This window comes from uncultured Spongiibacter sp. (genome assembly GCF_964011655.1).
Taxonomy (GTDB): domain Bacteria; phylum Pseudomonadota; class Gammaproteobacteria; order Pseudomonadales; family Spongiibacteraceae; genus Spongiibacter; species Spongiibacter marinus.
On sequence record NZ_CAXGPO010000003.1, the window covers coordinates 48,095 to 64,810 of the forward strand.

Genomic DNA, 16,716 nt, shown 5'->3' on the forward strand with positions numbered 1-16,716 from the left:
GCCTGTCGCTGATTAAATGTAGTCATCACCGCCGCGACCCAAATCAATTTGGCCGCTATCGGCCAGGCTACGTGCAATCGTGAGGATCTCTTTTTGCGCCTGCTCAACCTCGCTGATTTTTATTGGCCCACGCGCTTCCATATCGTCGACTAACATCTCTCGTGCGCGCTTGGACATATTGCGCAGAATTTTTTCGCGCACCTCTTCTGAGGCGCCTTTTAAGGCAATTGGCAGCAGGTCAGAAGACACTTCACGAAGTAACTGCTGCATGCCCTTGTCACTGATGTTAATCAGGTTGCTAAAGACAAACATCAGGTCTTGAATCTTGGTCGACAGCTCCTGATTATTTTTTGCAACACTATCGAGAATGCGTGTCTCGGCGTCGCTGTCCAAGCCGTTGATAATGCCCGCCGCTGCCGCCGCGCCGTCGATATCCCGGCTCTTTAATTTGGCCGTTACTGACAGTTTTTTCTTCAATACATTTTGCAGCTGGGTCATCGCCGCATCGGGAATCGTTTTCATATTCGCGACGCGATACACCACATCGTTTTGCACCGCCTCGGGAAACTGCGCCAGTACTTTTCCTGCTTGCTCCTGCTCCAGATGAGCGAGGGTAATGGCGATCATTTGCGGGTGCTCGTCTTTGAGCATTTGCATCAGTGCTTCAGGCTCAACCCAGCGCAGTTCATCCATTTCACTGCCAGCCTCGTCGCCGAGTACGCGCTTGGCCAAACTGCCGCCTTTTTGCTCACCCAAGGCATTGGTGAACATCTTGCGGACATAGGACTGAACGCCAACCGCGAGCGAATTTTCAGACGCTGCACTCTCGTGAAAGTCCTTAACAACCTCCACCGCTCGCTGGTTATCAACACGTTTGATATTTGCCATTGCCGAACCGATACGCTCGACATCGTCGGGCGAGATATGTTGCAGCACCTTGGCCGCGTAGTTCTCGCCCATCATTAGCAATAACAACGCAGCCTTTTCACAGCCGGGAATTGCTGGCGCTGCCGTCGCGCCACTGGCGTTTGCATTAGCCATTGTCTTCAGTCACCCATCTGTTAACGACCTGCGCCACGCGGCGCGGATCTTCTTCAACCATTCCACGAACATCGCCTAACTGCTGCTCAAAGCTAATGCCTTGAGGGTAGCCCCCCGCGTTCGGCGCCCCAAGAGCGGCCACTGGCTGCTGTTGCAGCTCGCCGCTTATTCCCGGCTCGTCCGCACTCGCCACCGGCGCAGGCGCCTTGTGTTGCAGCAAGGTTTTCACGCTGGGCCGCAGCACCGCAAACACGATGAATAGCAAGGCAACGCCAACCAACACCTGCCGCACCAAATTCGCAAACCAGGGCTGCTCCCAGATCGCAGGACCCGTCGCCTCTTCGTCGAAGGTTACGGTTTCGCGAAAATCTGCCGCCATCACCGTCACCCGATCGCCGCGCTGTTCTTCGAAGCCCACTGCGTCTTTCACCAACAATGTCATGCGCTCAAGCTCTGGGTTGGTCATGGGCTCCACGACGACTTCCCCTGCCTCGTTCACGCGGCGGTGATTGTCCACCAGTACCGCGACCGAGAGTTTCTTCAAGCTGCCGCTGGGGTTACTGCTATGCGCCAGCACCCGCTCGATTTCGTAGTTGCGAATAACCGAGCGATTACCGGCGTCAGCATTCGCCTGCTCACCACCCTCGCCGTCAACACCCGCTGGCGGTGGTTGATTCGACAGGGCACCCGGCACACCGCGCCCCTGGGCGGCGCCGCCATTGAGCTGTTCGTTAATCTGTTCACTGCGCACCACCTGTCGGTCGGGGTTCCAGCTTTCCCGGCTTTCCTGCTCACTGCTGAAATCCACATCCGCGGCCACCGTTACCCTAACGCGGCCGGAGCCGGCGATGGGCCGGATCAAATCGGCGATCCGCTCTTCGTACGCCTGCTCAATGCGGCGGCGATAGGTGAACTGCCTATCACTCAGTTCCAGTTGATCACCATCACTGCGGCTTTCATTGAGCTGCTGCCCCAGCTGGTCCACCACGGTGACATCCTCGGCATTCAAACCACCGATGCTGCTCGCCACCAGATTGATAATGGCCGAGACATTGCGCTTAGAGACTTCGCTGCCGGGGTACACATCCAACATAATCGATGCGCTCGGCGCTTTGCGGTCACGCACAAATACCGATTGCTTGGGGATCGCCAAATGCACCCTTGCCCTGCGTACCTGCTGCAGGCTTTCTATGGTGCTGGCGAGTTCCTGCTCCAGCGCGTAGTGGTATTTTTTTGACTGCATAAATTCGCTAACGCCAAAGCCCTGCTCCTTTTCCAGCATGGCCATACCGCTGCCGTCTTTACCAAGGCCTTGTCCGGCAAGACGGATTCTCGCATCATAAATTTGCTCCGCTGGAACCATTATTGCGCCGGTTGAATCCTGAATACGATAAGGAATTCCCGCCACATTCAGCGCATCAACAACTGACGATGCGCGCTCCGGCGGTAGTGAGGAGTACAACGCACGATAGTCACCACTTTGCGACCACAACACTGCAGCAACACCCAGCGCAACACTGGCGGCGATACCGACCAGAATCAGCAGCTGGCGCAGCACGTCGTTTTTGGCGGCGCTTTGCAACACACTGTTAACAGAAATGCTTTGCGAATCAGCCATGACTCAAACCCTTTCTTACACGCAGCACGCTCGTTGTCACATTGACATCCTCATCACTTCTTTATAGGCGTCAACGACCTTATTTCGCACTTCCACCGCGGCCTTAAACGAGACTTGGGCCTTTTGCATATTCACCATCACCTCGGTGATGCTGACATTCGGGTCGCCGCGCTCAAACGCCGTTGCCAACTGGCTGGCGTTCGCCTGAGTTTGGTTAATCCCCTGAAGCGACTGCTGCAACATCTGCGAAAAATCGACCTTCGGTGCCGCATCAATGCGCCCCGGGTCCCGCACATCGGCGGCACCTGGCATCGCGCTTTGCTCGCGCAGCGCACGTATCTGGTTGAGGATAGAGTCAACTTTCATTCCGTCTGACATGACAACTCTCCATTAACCTTGCAGGCATTGCTGCTCGCGCAGCCTGGCTAATTTGTAGCGCAAGGTGCGCGGGCTAATACCGAGAATTTCGGCCGCTTCTTTCTTTGAGCGGCCCTGGCGCAGGGCGTCGCTAATTCTCTGGCGTTCCTGATCTCGCATAAAACCATCCAACGGCGCGCTGGCGCTGCCAGTTGTCGCCGTGGAAAACAGCTGCATACCCTGCTCAAACTGGATATCTCTTTCGCTAATACGGTGGTCTTGGCGCAAAATCAACGCGCGCTGAATAACGTTGTCGAGCTCGCGAACATTGCCCGGCCACACGTAGCTAAGTAGTTTTTCGCGGGCATCGTGAGTGAGCACCGACTGCGCACTGTCGATAGACTCATCGCGCTCGAGAAAGTGTTCGGCCAGCGGCAAGATATCTTCCCGGCGCTCACACAGGGCGGGCAGGCAAAGGGGAAAAACATTCAAGCGGTAAAAGAGGTCCTCGCGAAACTCGCCGGCCAATACGGCCTCACGCAGATCCCTGTTAGTGGTCGCGATGACGCGCACGTCCAGGTTCATACTGCGTCGGCTACCAAGACGCTCAATTTCCTTTTCCTGCAGCACACGTAATAACTTGGCCTGCAAGCCAATATCCATTTCAGAGATTTCATCCAGCAGCAGCGTTCCGCCCTGGGCTTGCTCAAACTTGCCCGCGTGGCTGCTTATCGCCCCGGTGAACGCGCCCTTCTCATAACCAAACAGCATGGCCTCGAGCATGTTTTCCGGAATCGCGGCGCAGTTCACCGCAACAAAGGGGCCGTCAGCACGGCGCGATTGCGCATGTATGTAGCGGGCATAAACTTCCTTGCCGACGCCGCTCTGCCCACAAATCAATACCGTGGCATCCGTCCTGGCAACGCGCGTAGCAAGATCGCGAACAGCAATTGATGCGGGGTCTTTGGCGATTAACTGTTTCATTTCGCTTCCCCCCCATCGATGCGACGATGCAGAGCACCAACAACACCGGGCAAGGTCGCATGGCAATGCTCCAGGAATACACGCGTTGACGCGAACTCGCGCATGCAGGCCTCTATCGCGAGGGACTCTGTCGCAGGAGACGCCGAGGAACCGAATGTGAGTATTTCTGCCATGTTACTGCCCTATCGTTTAACTCAGGGGGGATAGTGCAATAGCCATACCAACAAATTTTAATTATATTTTTCAATAACTTAGGTAATCAAAACACTGAATTGACAATATTTTGGCAGGCGAAAAACAGGCCTAGCGACAAGCTTGTGGCAGGTAAAATAAATGCGCCTACCCCATGGCGTTAGAAAATTCTTTCGATACCGCTATCCGCAGCATTGACGTAAAGAAGGGGCGATAAGAAATTAATGGCGGGAGTTATCAAGCGACAAGCGTGACTGTGGCAAGCGACTACCTGTCATTGAGGAAACATTGGCACTCTGTCGAAAAAATAGCCTACTGGCTAATACCCATTTTCTTCATTTTTTCTGCCAGCGTGGTGCGCTGCAATCCTAACAACTGCGCAGCACGGGTAATCACGCCTTGCTCACGCTCAAGAGCTTGGTTAATGAAGGCCTGCTCCAATTCCTGAAGATGATGCTTCAGGTCAATACCTTCCTCAGGAAGCGTTGCGCCAGCATTAGCGGTGAGCGGATCGTCGTCTTCGCGCTGAAGCAATAGCTCCATCAGCACGTCTTGATCTTCGCGCTCGTTGACTGGCTGATCGTCGTCGACCAGCTCAAAGCGGTACTTGGCAGGCAGGTCATTAACGCCTAAACGCTTCCCGCCGTGAGTGATGGCCAAGCGCTCCACTAGGTTCTCTAATTCGCGCACATTGCCAGGCCAGTTATAACGCTGCAAGGCTCGCAATGCACTGGCTGAAAAACTGGGCGGTTTCATGCCGCGCTCAGTCAAGCGCTCAGCGAAGTTTCTGGTCAGCATTTCAATGTCTTCCGGATGCTGACGCAAAGAGGGAACTTCTATGGGAAAAACATCGAGCCGGAAGAACAAGTCTTGACGGAAGGTGCCCTCGTCGACCATCGACTCCAAATTGCGGTGGGTTGCAGCGAGAATGCGTACATTGCACTTGCGCGTTTCATTGCTGCCAACACGTTCGTAACAGCGCTCCTGCAAAACGCGAAGCAGCTTCACCTGCATGGGCAAGCTCATATCGCCAATTTCATCAAGGAATAAGGTGCCACCCTCAGCCATTTCAAAACGGCCCTGGCGACTCGCTACCGCGCCGGTAAAAGCCCCCTTTTCATGGCCGAAAAGTTCGCTTTCGAGCAGGTCAGCGGGGATGGCGCCGCAGTTCACGGGAATAAATGCTTTACCGGCACGATCTGAACACTCGTGGATCTTACGTGCAACCACTTCCTTACCGCTGCCAGATTCACCGCGAATCAACACTAAGGTGTCGAACTCGGCGACCTGTTTAATCAGAATATCCAGCGCCCGCATAATGCGAGACGGTGCTGGCCCGCTACCCCCGAATTGTTCTGCTTGTGATGCCATAAGCGTCTTCACTAGAACTCGTTATTGTGGATGTAGCCGGAGGGTCTCCGAAAACGCTACTTATGGTGGCGGATTGAGCACGAACGTAAGGTCGATTTGCCACCCGCGTGGTCACTATAATGCGAGAGACCAGCGGAGCTGTTAATACGTAATAGCTCTAGGTTAGTAGAAATACGGAGTCGCTGAGCGTGCCACTTGTGAAAGTGGCCAGAGGAGCGCTCTCGGCACTGGCCGCTAACGGCCGCCGAGAGACGCGTTGTGAGAGGGCACTAACAATTGGACAGGTAGCGCCCCACATTCTGGGCCTTCCGTCGGTGCTCGAGCTGTTTATGGCTCAGCGTATTGCGTTTATTGGCAAGCGCGGTGGAAACGCGGTCATCAATCGTCAAAATATGCTGTATCACCTGCGCAACCAGCTCGGACTCCTCAGCGCTGCAGGCCTGCGCAAAAAAAGCCTCCATCGCCAGCCGCCGGTCGCGCTGGCGAGACAGGGCCTCGTTCCACTCTCCCTGCTCCGCCAGAGAACCAATCTCTTCGGTCATAAGCAGTAGCTCGCGAAGCTGCTGTTGACGAGGGCTTAACAGCTCCGCAGCGCGGAGGGCGCCAATGTCTGCCGGCACTGCCATTTATACGACCGCCTCGCCCGCTGAGTACGCTGTGCTTTCGCGGCTAGGATCAGGAATCGCATCCCAGGCCTCTTTTAACTCGCGGAGCAAACCGGAGACTTCATCTAAAGCCTCTGTATCATTTTTGACGTTGGCTAACAGCAGGCGACGATTCATGTAGTCGTACAGCCCCTCGAGGTTTTCGCTCAATGAACTGTCTACGCTGTGATCGAGACTTAAACGCAAGCCGTCGATAATCGACATGGTTCGGCTAATGCTGTTTGCCTTAAGCGAAATTTCTCCCCGCTGTATTTGCCCCCGTGCCAGCGCAAGTCTGTCTAACGCGCCGTCCATCAATAACTGAATAAGCCGATGAGGGCTGGCCGCCTCAACCTGGCTGTGTGTGCCAACACTGGCATAAGCTTGACTAACCCGACCTGCTGAATAGCTCATTTTTTATCCTCTTGCCTTGCTTGCCGATGATCTACCCAGGTTATCGGCATATCAGGACGGCGCTTTAGGGTGTTTTGCTAAAAGCCGCCCTCGGAATCTACCTATGCTAGCTTTCCTTTCTCACGCTGCCCGGCAAGTTCGCTAACTGCTGGTTTAAAAAGTCTCCGGTGCTGGTCAATTGCCCCAGCAGGCTATCCAGCGCCGTAAACTGTTTGAAGTAGCGCTCCTCCACCGAGGCAATACGGCGATCAAGCGCTTCTCGCTGATCGTTAATTCGTTCAATTTGGCCACTCAGGCCCTCAGTGCGAACATCCAAGATACCGCCGCCCTGGGTGTAACGCTCGAGAGTGTCATCTAAGCGATTTGCATAACCGTCGTCGTTGGCAAAAAGATTTTGAATAGCCGAAAAATTGCTACTGATGACGTCGCCGAGCTCATCACTGTCAATCTCCAACAGCGAGTTATCACCCGTGGTAATACCAATTTGCGCTAGAGAGTTGATATCGCCGCTGATACTGCCAACGTTTAAGCCGATTTCACTGCGCAGCCGCGTGGCGATCTCCCGCGTGGTCGAATCACCTTGCAAAAGACCGGCGGTATTCGCCTCCGGGTCGTAGGCGGTGAGGTCGTTCAGTGTGGTGTTTAAATTGTTATACGCTTGAACGAAGCCCTCTACCGCACGTTTGACCGCGTTGGTGTCGAGGCTGACATCTACAGTAATTTTTTCGCCGGGGCGCGCTTCGCTGAGGTTGAAAGTAACCCCTTCAATCATGCCCGCAACGGTGAGGTCTGAACTGGTTTGCGTAAACCCGTCGACCTCGATGATGGAATCCAGCGCGGCAACCTTTTCAATCATTGGGTTGCTACCAGCATTGGGGTCGTAGCTCAACTGGCTGAGGTCACCGGTATCAGCAAGATCGGTGGTCACGCTTACCGCAATGGCATTTTCCACGCCACTGTTGTCACTGGTTAACACCAACTGTGCGCCATTTTCATCATTTACAATACTTGCCGATACGCCAACATTGTCCTCGGCATCATTAATCGCCGCGCGAATGGCTTCTAGCGAGTCACTGCCGCTTTCAACATCGACACTGAAGCTTTCGCCGTTAACGGTGATGCTGAGCGTGCCAGTACCGACACTAGTCTGGGCGTCGGCATAAGCGGCGGAGGCAATCTTATTTCTGGTGGCAAGTTGCTCGACACTTACCTCATAGCTGCCGGCCGCAGCGGTATCGTCCACGGAAACGCTAAAGGGGCTATCCGAGGGGAGTGAGGAGGAACGCTGATTATAGGTGTCGACATTCTGCAGCTTAGTCAGGCTGCTTTGAAATGCTTCCAGGGAGGATTTCAGTGTGCCAAAGGCGGACAGTTGCGCCTGAATACGCGCTTCCTTTGACGCCAGGCGATTCGCTTGCGGCGCGCGCTCTGCCTCTACCAATTGCGAGACAATGCTGTTGATATCTAAACCGGAGCCTGCCCCGGATACGGTGAGCGACGCCATGTCACCTCCTGCCTTGCGGCCCCGGTGGTTTGCACCGACGCTGCGCTGTTTGTTATGCCCTTGGCGGCGCCAATACCCCACACCACCGAGACGCGTTACTGAAGCAAAGCAAGCTTCGCGCCATAAGCCAGGTTCTAGGCCTCGTCGTTAATTAAACTGCCAGTACCTTCAATAAACGTACGCGTGATATTTAACAGCTCTTCCGGCGGAATCTGCCGAATCACCTCACCCGATTCTGCATGAATGACCTTTAAAATGGTTCTACCGGTTACTTCATCGATAGAGAACTCAAGGTCTCGCTCGCGATCACGCATGATCTCATTGAGCTTATCCAGGGCCTGTTCGGTGCGCTCGATACGCTCTGCTGGGTCAAACTCTGCAACGAGTGCCTTCGCTATTCTGCTCAGCTCTTCGCCTTCTTTACTATCCGGATTTGCCGAAGTCACCGCGCGTGGCACCGCCGAAGGCGGCAAACTTTGTCCGTTAGCAGGTAAGCCTCTGCCGCTGTCTGGGCGCTTTGCCACCCCGTCAGCGAGGGGGCTAACCACACTGCGAACACTTGCTAGATTCAGACTGGTATCCATATGCATTCACCTTTTCAGCCCGTCACCGATTTTGCGAAGCACGTAAAGGGCCTTGCGGCCCTTATTCGAAATACATCACCCGGTGCGGGGCCAAATTACCCGCTCATTGGAGCGGGCGGTTTGCGACTTACTGGAGCAGACTCAGGGCTGCCTGGGGCAGTGAGTTTGCCTGAGCAAGAATCGCAGTGCCGGCCTGCTGGAGGATCTGCGCCTTGGTCAAGTTAGCCGTTTCAGCAGCGAAGTCTGCATCCAGAATCCGGCCGCGTGACGCTGACAGGTTCTCAGAGATCGTCTGCAGGTTGGTAATGGTGGATTCAAAGCGGTTCTGTACCGCACCGAAGGTGCTGCGCAGGTCACTTACCGAGGTCAGTGCCGCATCCACACGCTGGATGGTGTCTTCAGAGTTGGAGACGGAGGTCACGCTCACTGAGCTCAGGGTTGTTGAGTCCACCGCGATGTCGAAAGTGGCATCCGCCGCGTTCAAGCCCAAGCGCTCAGTTTCGCCCGTTACCTGAATCGCTTCAGAGGCAGACAAAGTGACGTTGCCGCTGATAACGCTGGTCAGATCACCCACTGCGGCGTAGGTGTCGTTCACACCGTCGTTGGCAACCACTGTCGCATCGGTAATACCCTGCTGTGTGGTGTTGCCGGTGGTGTTCTGATTGATGGTGATATTACGGCCATCGTCAGCGCTCAGGGTTAACACACCGCCAGTGAAGCTAGCGCGCACGCCCGTGTCATCTGCCTGGAGGTTGATGGCATCGGCAACATTAGTACCGGTGATGTTGCCAGTGGGCACACTACCGTCGTAGATGTTAACGCCATTGATGTTCAACTCGTAACCCGAGTCAGAACCGGCAGCAGTGATGGTAGTGAAGTCCAAATCCACCGATGTAGACGCTGTCGCGGTCAGACCAGTGATACCAGCAGAGTTGATCGCCTGTACTTTAGAGTAAGCACTGTTGGCTTCACGACCTGCGCCGGTTGAGGAAAGGTCTTCGCTAGCGCCGACGGAGATGGCCGTACCACCGCCAATCGAAATGCTGGTTCCACCCTCGGTCAAGGCCGCAGAAGTATCTACCAACAGTGTTTGCGCATTGCTGGTGTTGGTTGCGATTTGGCCGATCTGGTTAGAGCGTACGCCAGTGTTGAGGCTCACCGAAATGGTTTCGCCGACGTTGGCACCCACCTGGAAGCTGGCGTTGCCGAAGCTACCGTCGAGAATTTTCTGACCGTTAAAGCTGGTTTGACCACCGATGCGGTCGATCTCAGCCAAGCGCTGCTGTACTTCTGCGTCCAGTGCCGCGCGGTCTGAAGACGAGTAAGTTGAGTTGGCAGCCTGAACGGCCAGCTCACGAATTCGCTGCAAGTTGTTGGTGATCTCGTCCAATGCGGCCTCACCGGTTTGCGCGAGTGAGATACCGTCGTTAGCGTTACGCACTGCCTGGTTCAGGCCGTTGATCTGTGTAGTGAAGCGCGTGCTGATCGCCAGGCCGGCTGCATCATCTTTTGCGCTGTTGATACGCAGGCCAGTCGAGAGGCGCTGCAATGAGGTGCTGAGTGATTCCTGTGAGCGCGACAGGTTTCTCTGGGCGTTCAACGAGGCAACATTTGTATTGATGCTAAGGGCCATGATGACTCTCCTTCCACTTTATTTCGGTAAAGACGCTAGTCTTTAATCTTGCCCAGCCGCAGTGACTGCGCGTTGCTTTCAGCCTATATAACGGCGCTGGCGTGGCGAACTTTATGGTTTTTTTTGCTCTCTACGGGTAATTACGTAGTAAAGGAAGGAGAAGCTAGGTAGGGCTACGTAGTCAGCCAACGGCGGGGCTTTACCGCCATTGGCATTTTCCAAAATACTGGGGGGCGCTAGGCCTTAAAGGTAGTTAAACAATGACAACCCCTGAACTTTCGCAAAGGCTTGCTGAGCCGCCTGCAAACCGAGGCGCTGTTGCTCAAACCGCGATACCGCCTCGGCGTAGTCCAGGTCATTAATCACGCTCAGGTTTTGTTGAACCTGCAGGTTCACGCTTTCATTCACCTCGCGCTGCCGGTCCAGCGCCTGCATTCTGGCACCGCTGTCCGCCTGCTTGGCGATAAGGTGGTCGAGGGCTTGGTCAATGTTCGCCAGGGCGCCGTTTATCGATGAGGTTTGCAGAGCGCGACTTGCGCTGCCGCTGCGCGGCTCGGCAAGCGTTCGCGCTAAATCGGCAACCATTGAGAACACATCTTCGGCCTCACTGGCACGCAATGAGAAGCTGTCTCCCGCTGCTGGCTCACCCTGAATACTCACCGTCATACCCGCAACATCGATACTATCACCACTGCGATAGCTGGCCGTTGCAATAACCGCAGCGGAGCTGTCACGCAACTCATATTGATCTGGCGCGATAAAAACAATATCGATGGCATCGCCGTTATACAGCTGCTGATCGCTGACAGCGCCCGCATCGATCACCGCTTGTCCGGTATTCGAAGCCCCGGCAATAGCCTGAAAACGGCCATTGCCATTAGCAATACCGGTGAATAGCTCCGAGCCCGGGCTGGTATCTGCGAGCTGGCGGTTCGCCCCAACCTGGAGTAAACGCTGGCCGTCATCGCCATTGTAACGAAAGCCGTTTACATCTCGGCTAAACGCCTGGGTGTCCTGCTGATAGCCGGAGAAGATATAGCGGCCGTCACTGTCGCGGGTGTTGGCCAGCGCCAACAGACTGTCGACTTGTTGTTCCAGTTCCCGCGCGATCGCCTGACGCGATTCATTATCCTGGCTGGCATTATTCGCCTGCAGGGCCAGGGTGCGCACCCGCTGCATAATTTCAACGCTCTCCGCCAGGGTGGACTCTTCCATGCGCAGCCGGTTGTCCAGGATCACTGCATTGCGCTGAAACTGCTCGCTGCGGTCCAGCGAGCGACTGAGTTCCAGGCTGCGTACGGCGCCCACTGGGTCGTCGGCGGGCGACAGGCGTTTTTCCCCGGTCGCGAGCTGGGTTTGGGTATCAAGCAGCTTGCTCTGCTGTTCGAGCATCGCACTCAAGCCGCCGGCATAAATTTGCGCTGTGGAAATTCTCACCCTACTCCCCCACTAGCGAAACGAGCTAATCAAGCTCTGGAATAATTGATTGGCGATACTCGTTGCCTGAGCAGCCGCCTGATAAGCCTGCTGATATTTCAACAAATTGGCCGCCTCCTCATCGAGATTGACGCCGGAGATGGCTTCGACATTTTCACGGGTCTGACGAAGCAGGTTTTCTTGTGAGTCTCGGTTCAGCTCCGCGCTGCGCGTGGCCACCGCAATATCACCAACCAAGCCGCTCACCGCGTTTTGTACACTGCTGGCGCCGCCATCTAACAGCTTGCTGTCTTCCACAGCAGCCATGGCGAGCATATTTCGGTTATCGCCACTCGCCCCGCTGTTGGCCTCAATGTAAAAACGATCACCGGCAATGGGGCTACCGGTAATCGCCACGGCATTGCCGTTGACGACAATCTCTGCACCGGGGCTGTAACTAAAACTGCCGCTGCCATTAATTTGGTAGGTATTCGCATCCAAAAACTCAATGGCAACGCTGGCCGACAAGTTTGGATCGCTGGCATCAACAATACGCGTTTCGGTAATTTGCGCTGCGCCGGTATTGGCGCCGTCAGCGCCGCTGCGCGTTGGCGCCGCAGCCGCTAGCTGCGCCGGGTTACTCATTATCACCGATACCTGCGCGGCGGCATCGGCGGTCGGCGTCACCAAAAAGCGATCCCCAGCCGCCGCTGGGGCGTCCAAGGTCAGCGACACGCCATCAATCAGAAAGGGATCGGCGGCCGTGCCACTGCCACTCCAGGCTGAAATTTGTTGGCCATTGGCCGCGTTGCGAAACGACCAGGCAGCCCCGTCAAATTGCACCAGCAGATTTCGGCCGTCTAAGGCTGAGATGTCTTCAATCGTTGCCGAGAGTTGGGCGCTACTCGCATTACCGGTGGCCGCGATTGCCGACGGACTCAACGTATTAAAGATATCCGCGCCCAGGTTGCCATCCAGATCCAGCCCCTGACCATTTTGCTGATTGAGCGAGGTTGTTAGCGCTGTCGCAATGCGCCCCAATTCATTTTTCGTGGTATCGAGTAAGCCGTCTCGAAAGCTCAGCGACGCGCCGAGACTGCCACCTGAAAGCACCTCACTGATCGGCGACTGTGGACTCGATGCCATCGCCAGCTCTAGCCGATCTGAACCGAAAGGGCTGCGAGTAGTGGTCATTGCCCGGGACTCTTCGCCGAGCACCAACGATTGGCCGTTGCCAATGAACACATTGGTGGCGCCGTCATCCTGCTCCACTGTCTTGATGGAAACGAGATCATTCAGGCGCTGCAAGGCCAAATCGCGCTGGTCGAGCAGGTCATTGGGCGCGGCGCCAAACTTTCCTTGCGCTTCGACAACCAAACCGTTGATATCGGCCAACTCCTGAGCGAGGTCATTAATATCGTTCACATCGCTCTGAATGCGCGCATTGACCTCCTTGCTCAACCCCTCCAGTTGCGCCGAGAATTCAGCGAATCGACCACCGAGGCTCTCAGCTTCAGACAACAATAATTGCCGCGAGGGAATTGAGGCCGGGTCGTCAGCGAGATTCTGCACGCTGTCATAAAAGCGCGATAGCGCGGCGCTGATCCCCAGCTCCGGGTCGGACAGACTGTTGTCCAGTTGCGTTGCCAATTGGTAGAAGTTATCGAGCTGGCTAAATGAACCGCTGGCATTGCGCATTTGCAAGTTGGCGAACTCATCGTACACGCGGCGCACATCGCTCAACTTCACCCCAGAGCCAATGGACAGGTCGCCCATTTGCTGGGGGATTCGTGTCGCAAAGTCGACCCGCTGGCGGCTATAGCCCTCTGTGTCGGCGTTGGCGATATTGTGGCTAGTGGTCGCCAGCGCCCGCTGATATGACACCAGAGCAGATAGCGCATTACCCAACATATCTGCCATGTTAAATTCCTCGTTTCACTGCCAAGTTATCGGCCGTTAGCGGCGACACTTGAGCGGCTTTTGTTAACAGCTGCTGACGAAGTTGCGCGCCCTGCTCCGTTAACGCGGCGCCAGGGGCGACGCCATGGCCACTGAGCTGCTGTGCAATGGCATCGGCTAAACCAATGCCGCCCTGCTCTGAGAGCGTGACGGAAAGCTGTTTGTCGTGCATTTCCTGGTACAGCTCACCGCCATTACTGTCGAAGAGCCCACCCTCGGGTACGGCGTCGCGCATGCTTTTTAGCATCATTTGCAAAAACAGCGCTTCAAACTGGCGAGCCACTGGCGCAATTGCCTGTTCACTGTCGGCTTGCGCCTCACTGCGCAGCGCAGCCAGGCCAGAGAAGTCGTGGTAATTACCCGCCTTTGAAATATCCATTTAAATCACCAGCAACTCGGCGCGCAGCGCGCCAGCCTGATTCAGTGCTTCGAGAATCGCCACCAAGTCGCCGGGAGCCGCGCCGACCTGATTGATCGCCTTAACAATTTCTTCCAGGGTGACGCCGGCATCGAGTAAAAACATTCGCGAGCCGCTTTCTGCAACATCAATACTGGAGCGCCCGGCCGCAACGGTTTGGCCATCGGCAAAGGCATTGGGCTGACTGATATCGACCCGCTCGGTCACCGACACGGTGAGTGAGCCATGCGTCACCGCCGTGGGCATCACCCGTACATTGCCACCAATCACGATGGTACCGGTGCGGGAATTAACCACCACGCGGGCACGGGCTTCGGCGGGATCGACCTCAAGCTCCTCAAGCATGGAGATAAATGTCACGCGGCGGTCAGCACTGGAGGGGCCGAGTACTTTGACCGTCGCCGAATCCATTGCACTGGCCGTGCCGGCACCAAAAAACTCATTAATTTTCTCCGACAGGCGACGCGCAGTGGTGAAGTCCGGCGTTTTTAAATTCAGCATGACCTCACCATTGCTGGCCATTTGGCTCGGCGCAGGCCGCTCGACAATCGCGCCGTTAGGGATGCGGCCAGCGCTGGGGATATTCACCGTCACGCGGGAGCCGTCATTACCTTCAACGCCTAGCCCACTGACCAATAAGCTGCCCTGGGCGACGGCATACACCTGACCGTCGGCGCCCATCATCGGTGCCATCAGCAAACTGCCCCCACGCAGGCTGGCGGCGTTGCCGATCGACGACACCGTCACATCGATGGTCTGTCCCGGCTTGGCAAAGGCAGGAAGATTGGCGTGAATGGTTACCGCCGCGACATTTTTCAGCTGCGGGTTCACGTTGTCGGGAACGCGAACGCCAAAGCCGGTCAACATATTGCGAATGCTTTGTATTGTAAACGGCGCCTGACTGGTCTGGTCTCCGGTGCCGCTTAATCCCACCACCAAGCCGTAGCCGACGAGTTGGTTTTCACGCACACCCGCCACATTGACCAGGTCTTTCACGCGGTCGGCTGAGGCGGGTATGGCCAGCATAAAAAGTACGACTGCCAGCAGGCGTGGAAATAGAGATGGGCGGTGGTTGTTCATCGTTCTCACCCTCAAAATGGTGACAGTACTGACTGGAACAGACGCCCCAGCCAGCCCATGGAATTGGCATCGGCCAGCGCCCCTTTGCCGCTGTAAGTAATGCGTGCGTCGGCAACTTTGAACGAGGGCACCGAATTGTCGGCAGCGATGTCTTCCGGGCGAACAATGCCCTGAATACGGATAAACTCGTCGCCCTGGTTGATGGTTACCCACTTCTCACCGCGCACTCGCAGACTGCCATTGCGCAACACCTGTGACACGGTAACAGTGATACTACCGGTCAGACTGTTGCTCTGGCTGCTGCTGCCCTGCCCGGCAAAGTCCTGGTCGCTGGACACACCCGTCGACAGCACTGGCGTGCCGTTATGAGTCACGCCTCTGCCGAGTAGCGTCACAGTAGGTACCGAGATATTGCTCTCTTTAGCCGTCGCCGTGTTGGACTGCTTACTCGCGTCTGTCTTCTCGGACAAAATAACGGTGATGACATCGCCTACCTGCCGGGCGCGGCGATCCAAAAACAGGCTCATGCCATAGCCCGCCTGATAGATCGAACCGGGATTTTCGCTGTTGCTGTATTGCTGCTCCGGCAACTGTGACTCCCACACCTGTTCGTCGCGCTCTGGTGCTTGGGCGCAGGCCGTGAGTAAAGCCACAGTAGCGAGCAGAAAAAGGCGGAAGTAGCGTGATAGGTTCATGGCGTCGCCCACTTACAGGTTGTTATTCACGTACTGCATCATTTGGTCGCTGGTGGAAATCGCTTTGGAGTTCATCTCGTAAGCGCGCTGGGTCTCGATCATATTCACCAGCTCTTCCACCACATTCACATTGGAGCCTTCCAGCGCCCCTTGCGCCAGTGTGCCCAAACCGCTCAGGCCGGGCGTGCCAGTTTGCGGCGCGCCGCTGGAAGCCGACTCCAGATACAGGTTTTCACCGCGCGCTTCTAAGCCAGCCGGATTGATAAAGTCTGCCAACTGTATGCTGCCCAATTGCACCGGCGCGGAGTCACCGGCGATCATCGCGCTGACAACCCCATCGGTGCCGACGGTAATGCTGCGCGTATTGGCAGGCACTGTAATACCCGGCTCAACGATGTAGCCGCTGTTAGTAACGATCTGCCCTTGGTCGTCCAATTGGAATGAACCATCGCGGGTGTAAGACAGGCTGCCGTCTGGCATCCGCACCTGAAAAAAGCCGTTGCCATTGACCGCTAAATCCAGGTTGTTATTGGTTTGCGTCATGGTGCCTTGGTTAAAGATTTTCTCAGTCGACACCACTCGAACCCCGGTACCGACCTGCATACCGCTGGGCAGACGAGTTTGCTGGGAAGATTGCCCGCCCACCTGACGGTAGTTTTGATAGAGCAGATCTTCAAAAGACGCGCGGTCGCGCTTGAACCCAGTGGTATTGGCGTTCGCCAGGTTGTTACTAACCACCTGCATGCGCGTGTTCTGCGCATCGAGACCGGTTTTGGCTACCCACAATGATGAATTCATATACCTAT

Annotated in this window: 17 protein-coding genes; all 17 read right to left on the reverse strand. The window is 55.8% G+C overall.

The genetic code is table 11. The features are described 5' to 3' along the window. Positions 1–12: 12 nt before the first annotated feature. Positions 13–1,041, reverse strand: a complete 1,029-nt coding sequence (fliG, locus tag ABNS66_RS02655) for a flagellar motor switch protein FliG (RefSeq protein WP_286837694.1) — start codon at positions 1,039–1,041, stop codon at positions 13–15. After that, positions 1,034–2,659, reverse strand: a complete 1,626-nt coding sequence (gene fliF / locus ABNS66_RS02660; RefSeq protein ID WP_286837692.1) for a flagellar basal-body MS-ring/collar protein FliF — start codon at positions 2,657–2,659, stop codon at positions 1,034–1,036. Before fliF ends, fliG begins: the two co-directional genes overlap by 8 nt. Before the next feature lie 36 nt (positions 2,660–2,695). Next, positions 2,696–3,037 (reverse strand): flagellar hook-basal body complex protein FliE, encoded by a 342-nt coding sequence (gene fliE, locus ABNS66_RS02665; RefSeq protein WP_027872879.1) that lies wholly within the window; start codon positions 3,035–3,037, stop codon positions 2,696–2,698. 12 nt (positions 3,038–3,049) lie between these two features. Further along, the gene (locus ABNS66_RS02670) at positions 3,050–4,000 is read right to left on the reverse strand and encodes a sigma-54 dependent transcriptional regulator (protein WP_348655198.1); all 951 of its coding nucleotides are present in this window, start codon (positions 3,998–4,000) and stop codon (positions 3,050–3,052) included. After that, positions 3,997–4,173, reverse strand: a complete 177-nt coding sequence (locus ABNS66_RS02675) for a hypothetical protein (RefSeq protein ID WP_204996968.1) — start codon at positions 4,171–4,173, stop codon at positions 3,997–3,999. Before ABNS66_RS02675 ends, ABNS66_RS02670 begins: the two co-directional genes overlap by 4 nt. A 331-nt stretch (positions 4,174–4,504) precedes the next feature. Then, positions 4,505–5,563, reverse strand: a complete 1,059-nt coding sequence (locus tag ABNS66_RS02680; protein WP_286694817.1) for a sigma-54 dependent transcriptional regulator — start codon at positions 5,561–5,563, stop codon at positions 4,505–4,507. A 269-nt stretch (positions 5,564–5,832) separates the two neighbouring features. Then, the gene (fliT, locus tag ABNS66_RS02685; RefSeq protein WP_286837689.1) at positions 5,833–6,189 is read right to left on the reverse strand and encodes a flagellar protein FliT; all 357 of its coding nucleotides are present in this window, start codon (positions 6,187–6,189) and stop codon (positions 5,833–5,835) included. Beyond that, positions 6,190–6,621, reverse strand: coding sequence for a flagellar export chaperone FliS (gene fliS / locus ABNS66_RS02690; RefSeq protein WP_286694815.1), 432 nt, complete (start codon positions 6,619–6,621; stop codon positions 6,190–6,192). It lies immediately after the preceding gene. Between the two features lie 106 nt (positions 6,622–6,727). Then, positions 6,728–8,125: a flagellar filament capping protein FliD gene (fliD, locus tag ABNS66_RS02695; protein WP_286837687.1), complete on the reverse strand. Its 1,398-nt coding sequence runs from the start codon at positions 8,123–8,125 to the stop codon at positions 6,728–6,730. Between the two features lie 134 nt (positions 8,126–8,259). After that, the gene (locus tag ABNS66_RS02700) at positions 8,260–8,709 is read right to left on the reverse strand and encodes a flagellar protein FlaG (RefSeq protein WP_286694813.1); all 450 of its coding nucleotides are present in this window, start codon (positions 8,707–8,709) and stop codon (positions 8,260–8,262) included. 127 nt (positions 8,710–8,836) lie between these two features. Beyond that, entirely contained in the window at positions 8,837–10,342 is a 1,506-nt protein-coding gene (locus tag ABNS66_RS02705; protein ID WP_286694812.1) for a flagellin, read from the reverse strand. 243 nt (positions 10,343–10,585) lie between these two features. Further along, positions 10,586–11,779: a flagellar hook-associated protein FlgL gene (flgL, locus tag ABNS66_RS02710; protein WP_286837684.1), complete on the reverse strand. Its 1,194-nt coding sequence runs from the start codon at positions 11,777–11,779 to the stop codon at positions 10,586–10,588. 12 nt (positions 11,780–11,791) lie between these two features. Next, a complete protein-coding gene (flgK, locus tag ABNS66_RS02715) occupies positions 11,792–13,678 on the reverse strand; it encodes a flagellar hook-associated protein FlgK (RefSeq protein ID WP_286837682.1) in 1,887 nt (628 codons plus the stop codon). A gap of 1 nt (position 13,679) precedes the next feature. Then, the gene (locus ABNS66_RS02720) at positions 13,680–14,096 is read right to left on the reverse strand and encodes a rod-binding protein (protein WP_286694809.1); all 417 of its coding nucleotides are present in this window, start codon (positions 14,094–14,096) and stop codon (positions 13,680–13,682) included. Continuing rightward, positions 14,097–15,215, reverse strand: a complete 1,119-nt coding sequence (locus ABNS66_RS02725; protein WP_286694808.1) for a flagellar basal body P-ring protein FlgI — start codon at positions 15,213–15,215, stop codon at positions 14,097–14,099. Positions 15,216–15,226: 11 nt separating this feature from the next. Next, the gene (gene flgH / locus ABNS66_RS02730; protein ID WP_286837680.1) at positions 15,227–15,910 is read right to left on the reverse strand and encodes a flagellar basal body L-ring protein FlgH; all 684 of its coding nucleotides are present in this window, start codon (positions 15,908–15,910) and stop codon (positions 15,227–15,229) included. Between the two features lie 12 nt (positions 15,911–15,922). Next, on the reverse strand, positions 15,923–16,708 hold the full coding sequence (gene flgG / locus ABNS66_RS02735; protein WP_027872889.1) for a flagellar basal-body rod protein FlgG: 786 nt from the start codon (positions 16,706–16,708) through the stop codon (positions 15,923–15,925). Positions 16,709–16,716: the final 8 nt, after the last annotated feature.

Bases quoted from the DNA above. Each gene is read 5' to 3' on its own strand.
- fliD (WP_286837687.1), bottom strand. From the start codon at position 8,125: ATGGCGTCGCTCACCGTATCCGGGGCAGGCTCCGGTTTAGATATCAAC.
- flgH (WP_286837680.1), bottom strand. From the start codon at position 15,910: ATGAACCTATCACGCTACTTCCGCCTTTTTCTGCTCGCTACTGTGGCT.
- ABNS66_RS02725 (WP_286694808.1), bottom strand. From the start codon at position 15,215: ATGAACAACCACCGCCCATCTCTATTTCCACGCCTGCTGGCAGTCGTA.
- fliT (WP_286837689.1), bottom strand. From the start codon at position 6,189: ATGGCAGTGCCGGCAGACATTGGCGCCCTCCGCGCTGCGGAGCTGTTA.
- ABNS66_RS02675 (WP_204996968.1), bottom strand. From the start codon at position 4,173: ATGGCAGAAATACTCACATTCGGTTCCTCGGCGTCTCCTGCGACAGAG.
- ABNS66_RS02705 (WP_286694812.1), bottom strand. From the start codon at position 10,342: ATGGCCCTTAGCATCAATACAAATGTTGCCTCGTTGAACGCCCAGAGA.
- fliS (WP_286694815.1), bottom strand. From the start codon at position 6,621: ATGAGCTATTCAGCAGGTCGGGTTAGTCAAGCTTATGCCAGTGTTGGC.
- flgK (WP_286837682.1), bottom strand. From the start codon at position 13,678: ATGGCAGATATGTTGGGTAATGCGCTATCTGCTCTGGTGTCATATCAG.
- ABNS66_RS02680 (WP_286694817.1), bottom strand. From the start codon at position 5,563: ATGGCATCACAAGCAGAACAATTCGGGGGTAGCGGGCCAGCACCGTCT.
- fliE (WP_027872879.1), bottom strand. From the start codon at position 3,037: ATGTCAGACGGAATGAAAGTTGACTCTATCCTCAACCAGATACGTGCG.
- flgG (WP_027872889.1), bottom strand. From the start codon at position 16,708: ATGAATTCATCATTGTGGGTAGCCAAAACCGGTCTCGATGCGCAGAAC.
- fliF (WP_286837692.1), bottom strand. From the start codon at position 2,659: ATGGCTGATTCGCAAAGCATTTCTGTTAACAGTGTGTTGCAAAGCGCC.
- ABNS66_RS02700 (WP_286694813.1), bottom strand. From the start codon at position 8,709: ATGGATACCAGTCTGAATCTAGCAAGTGTTCGCAGTGTGGTTAGCCCC.
- fliG (WP_286837694.1), bottom strand. From the start codon at position 1,041: ATGGCTAATGCAAACGCCAGTGGCGCGACGGCAGCGCCAGCAATTCCC.
- ABNS66_RS02720 (WP_286694809.1), bottom strand. From the start codon at position 14,096: ATGGATATTTCAAAGGCGGGTAATTACCACGACTTCTCTGGCCTGGCT.
- ABNS66_RS02670 (WP_348655198.1), bottom strand. From the start codon at position 4,000: ATGAAACAGTTAATCGCCAAAGACCCCGCATCAATTGCTGTTCGCGAT.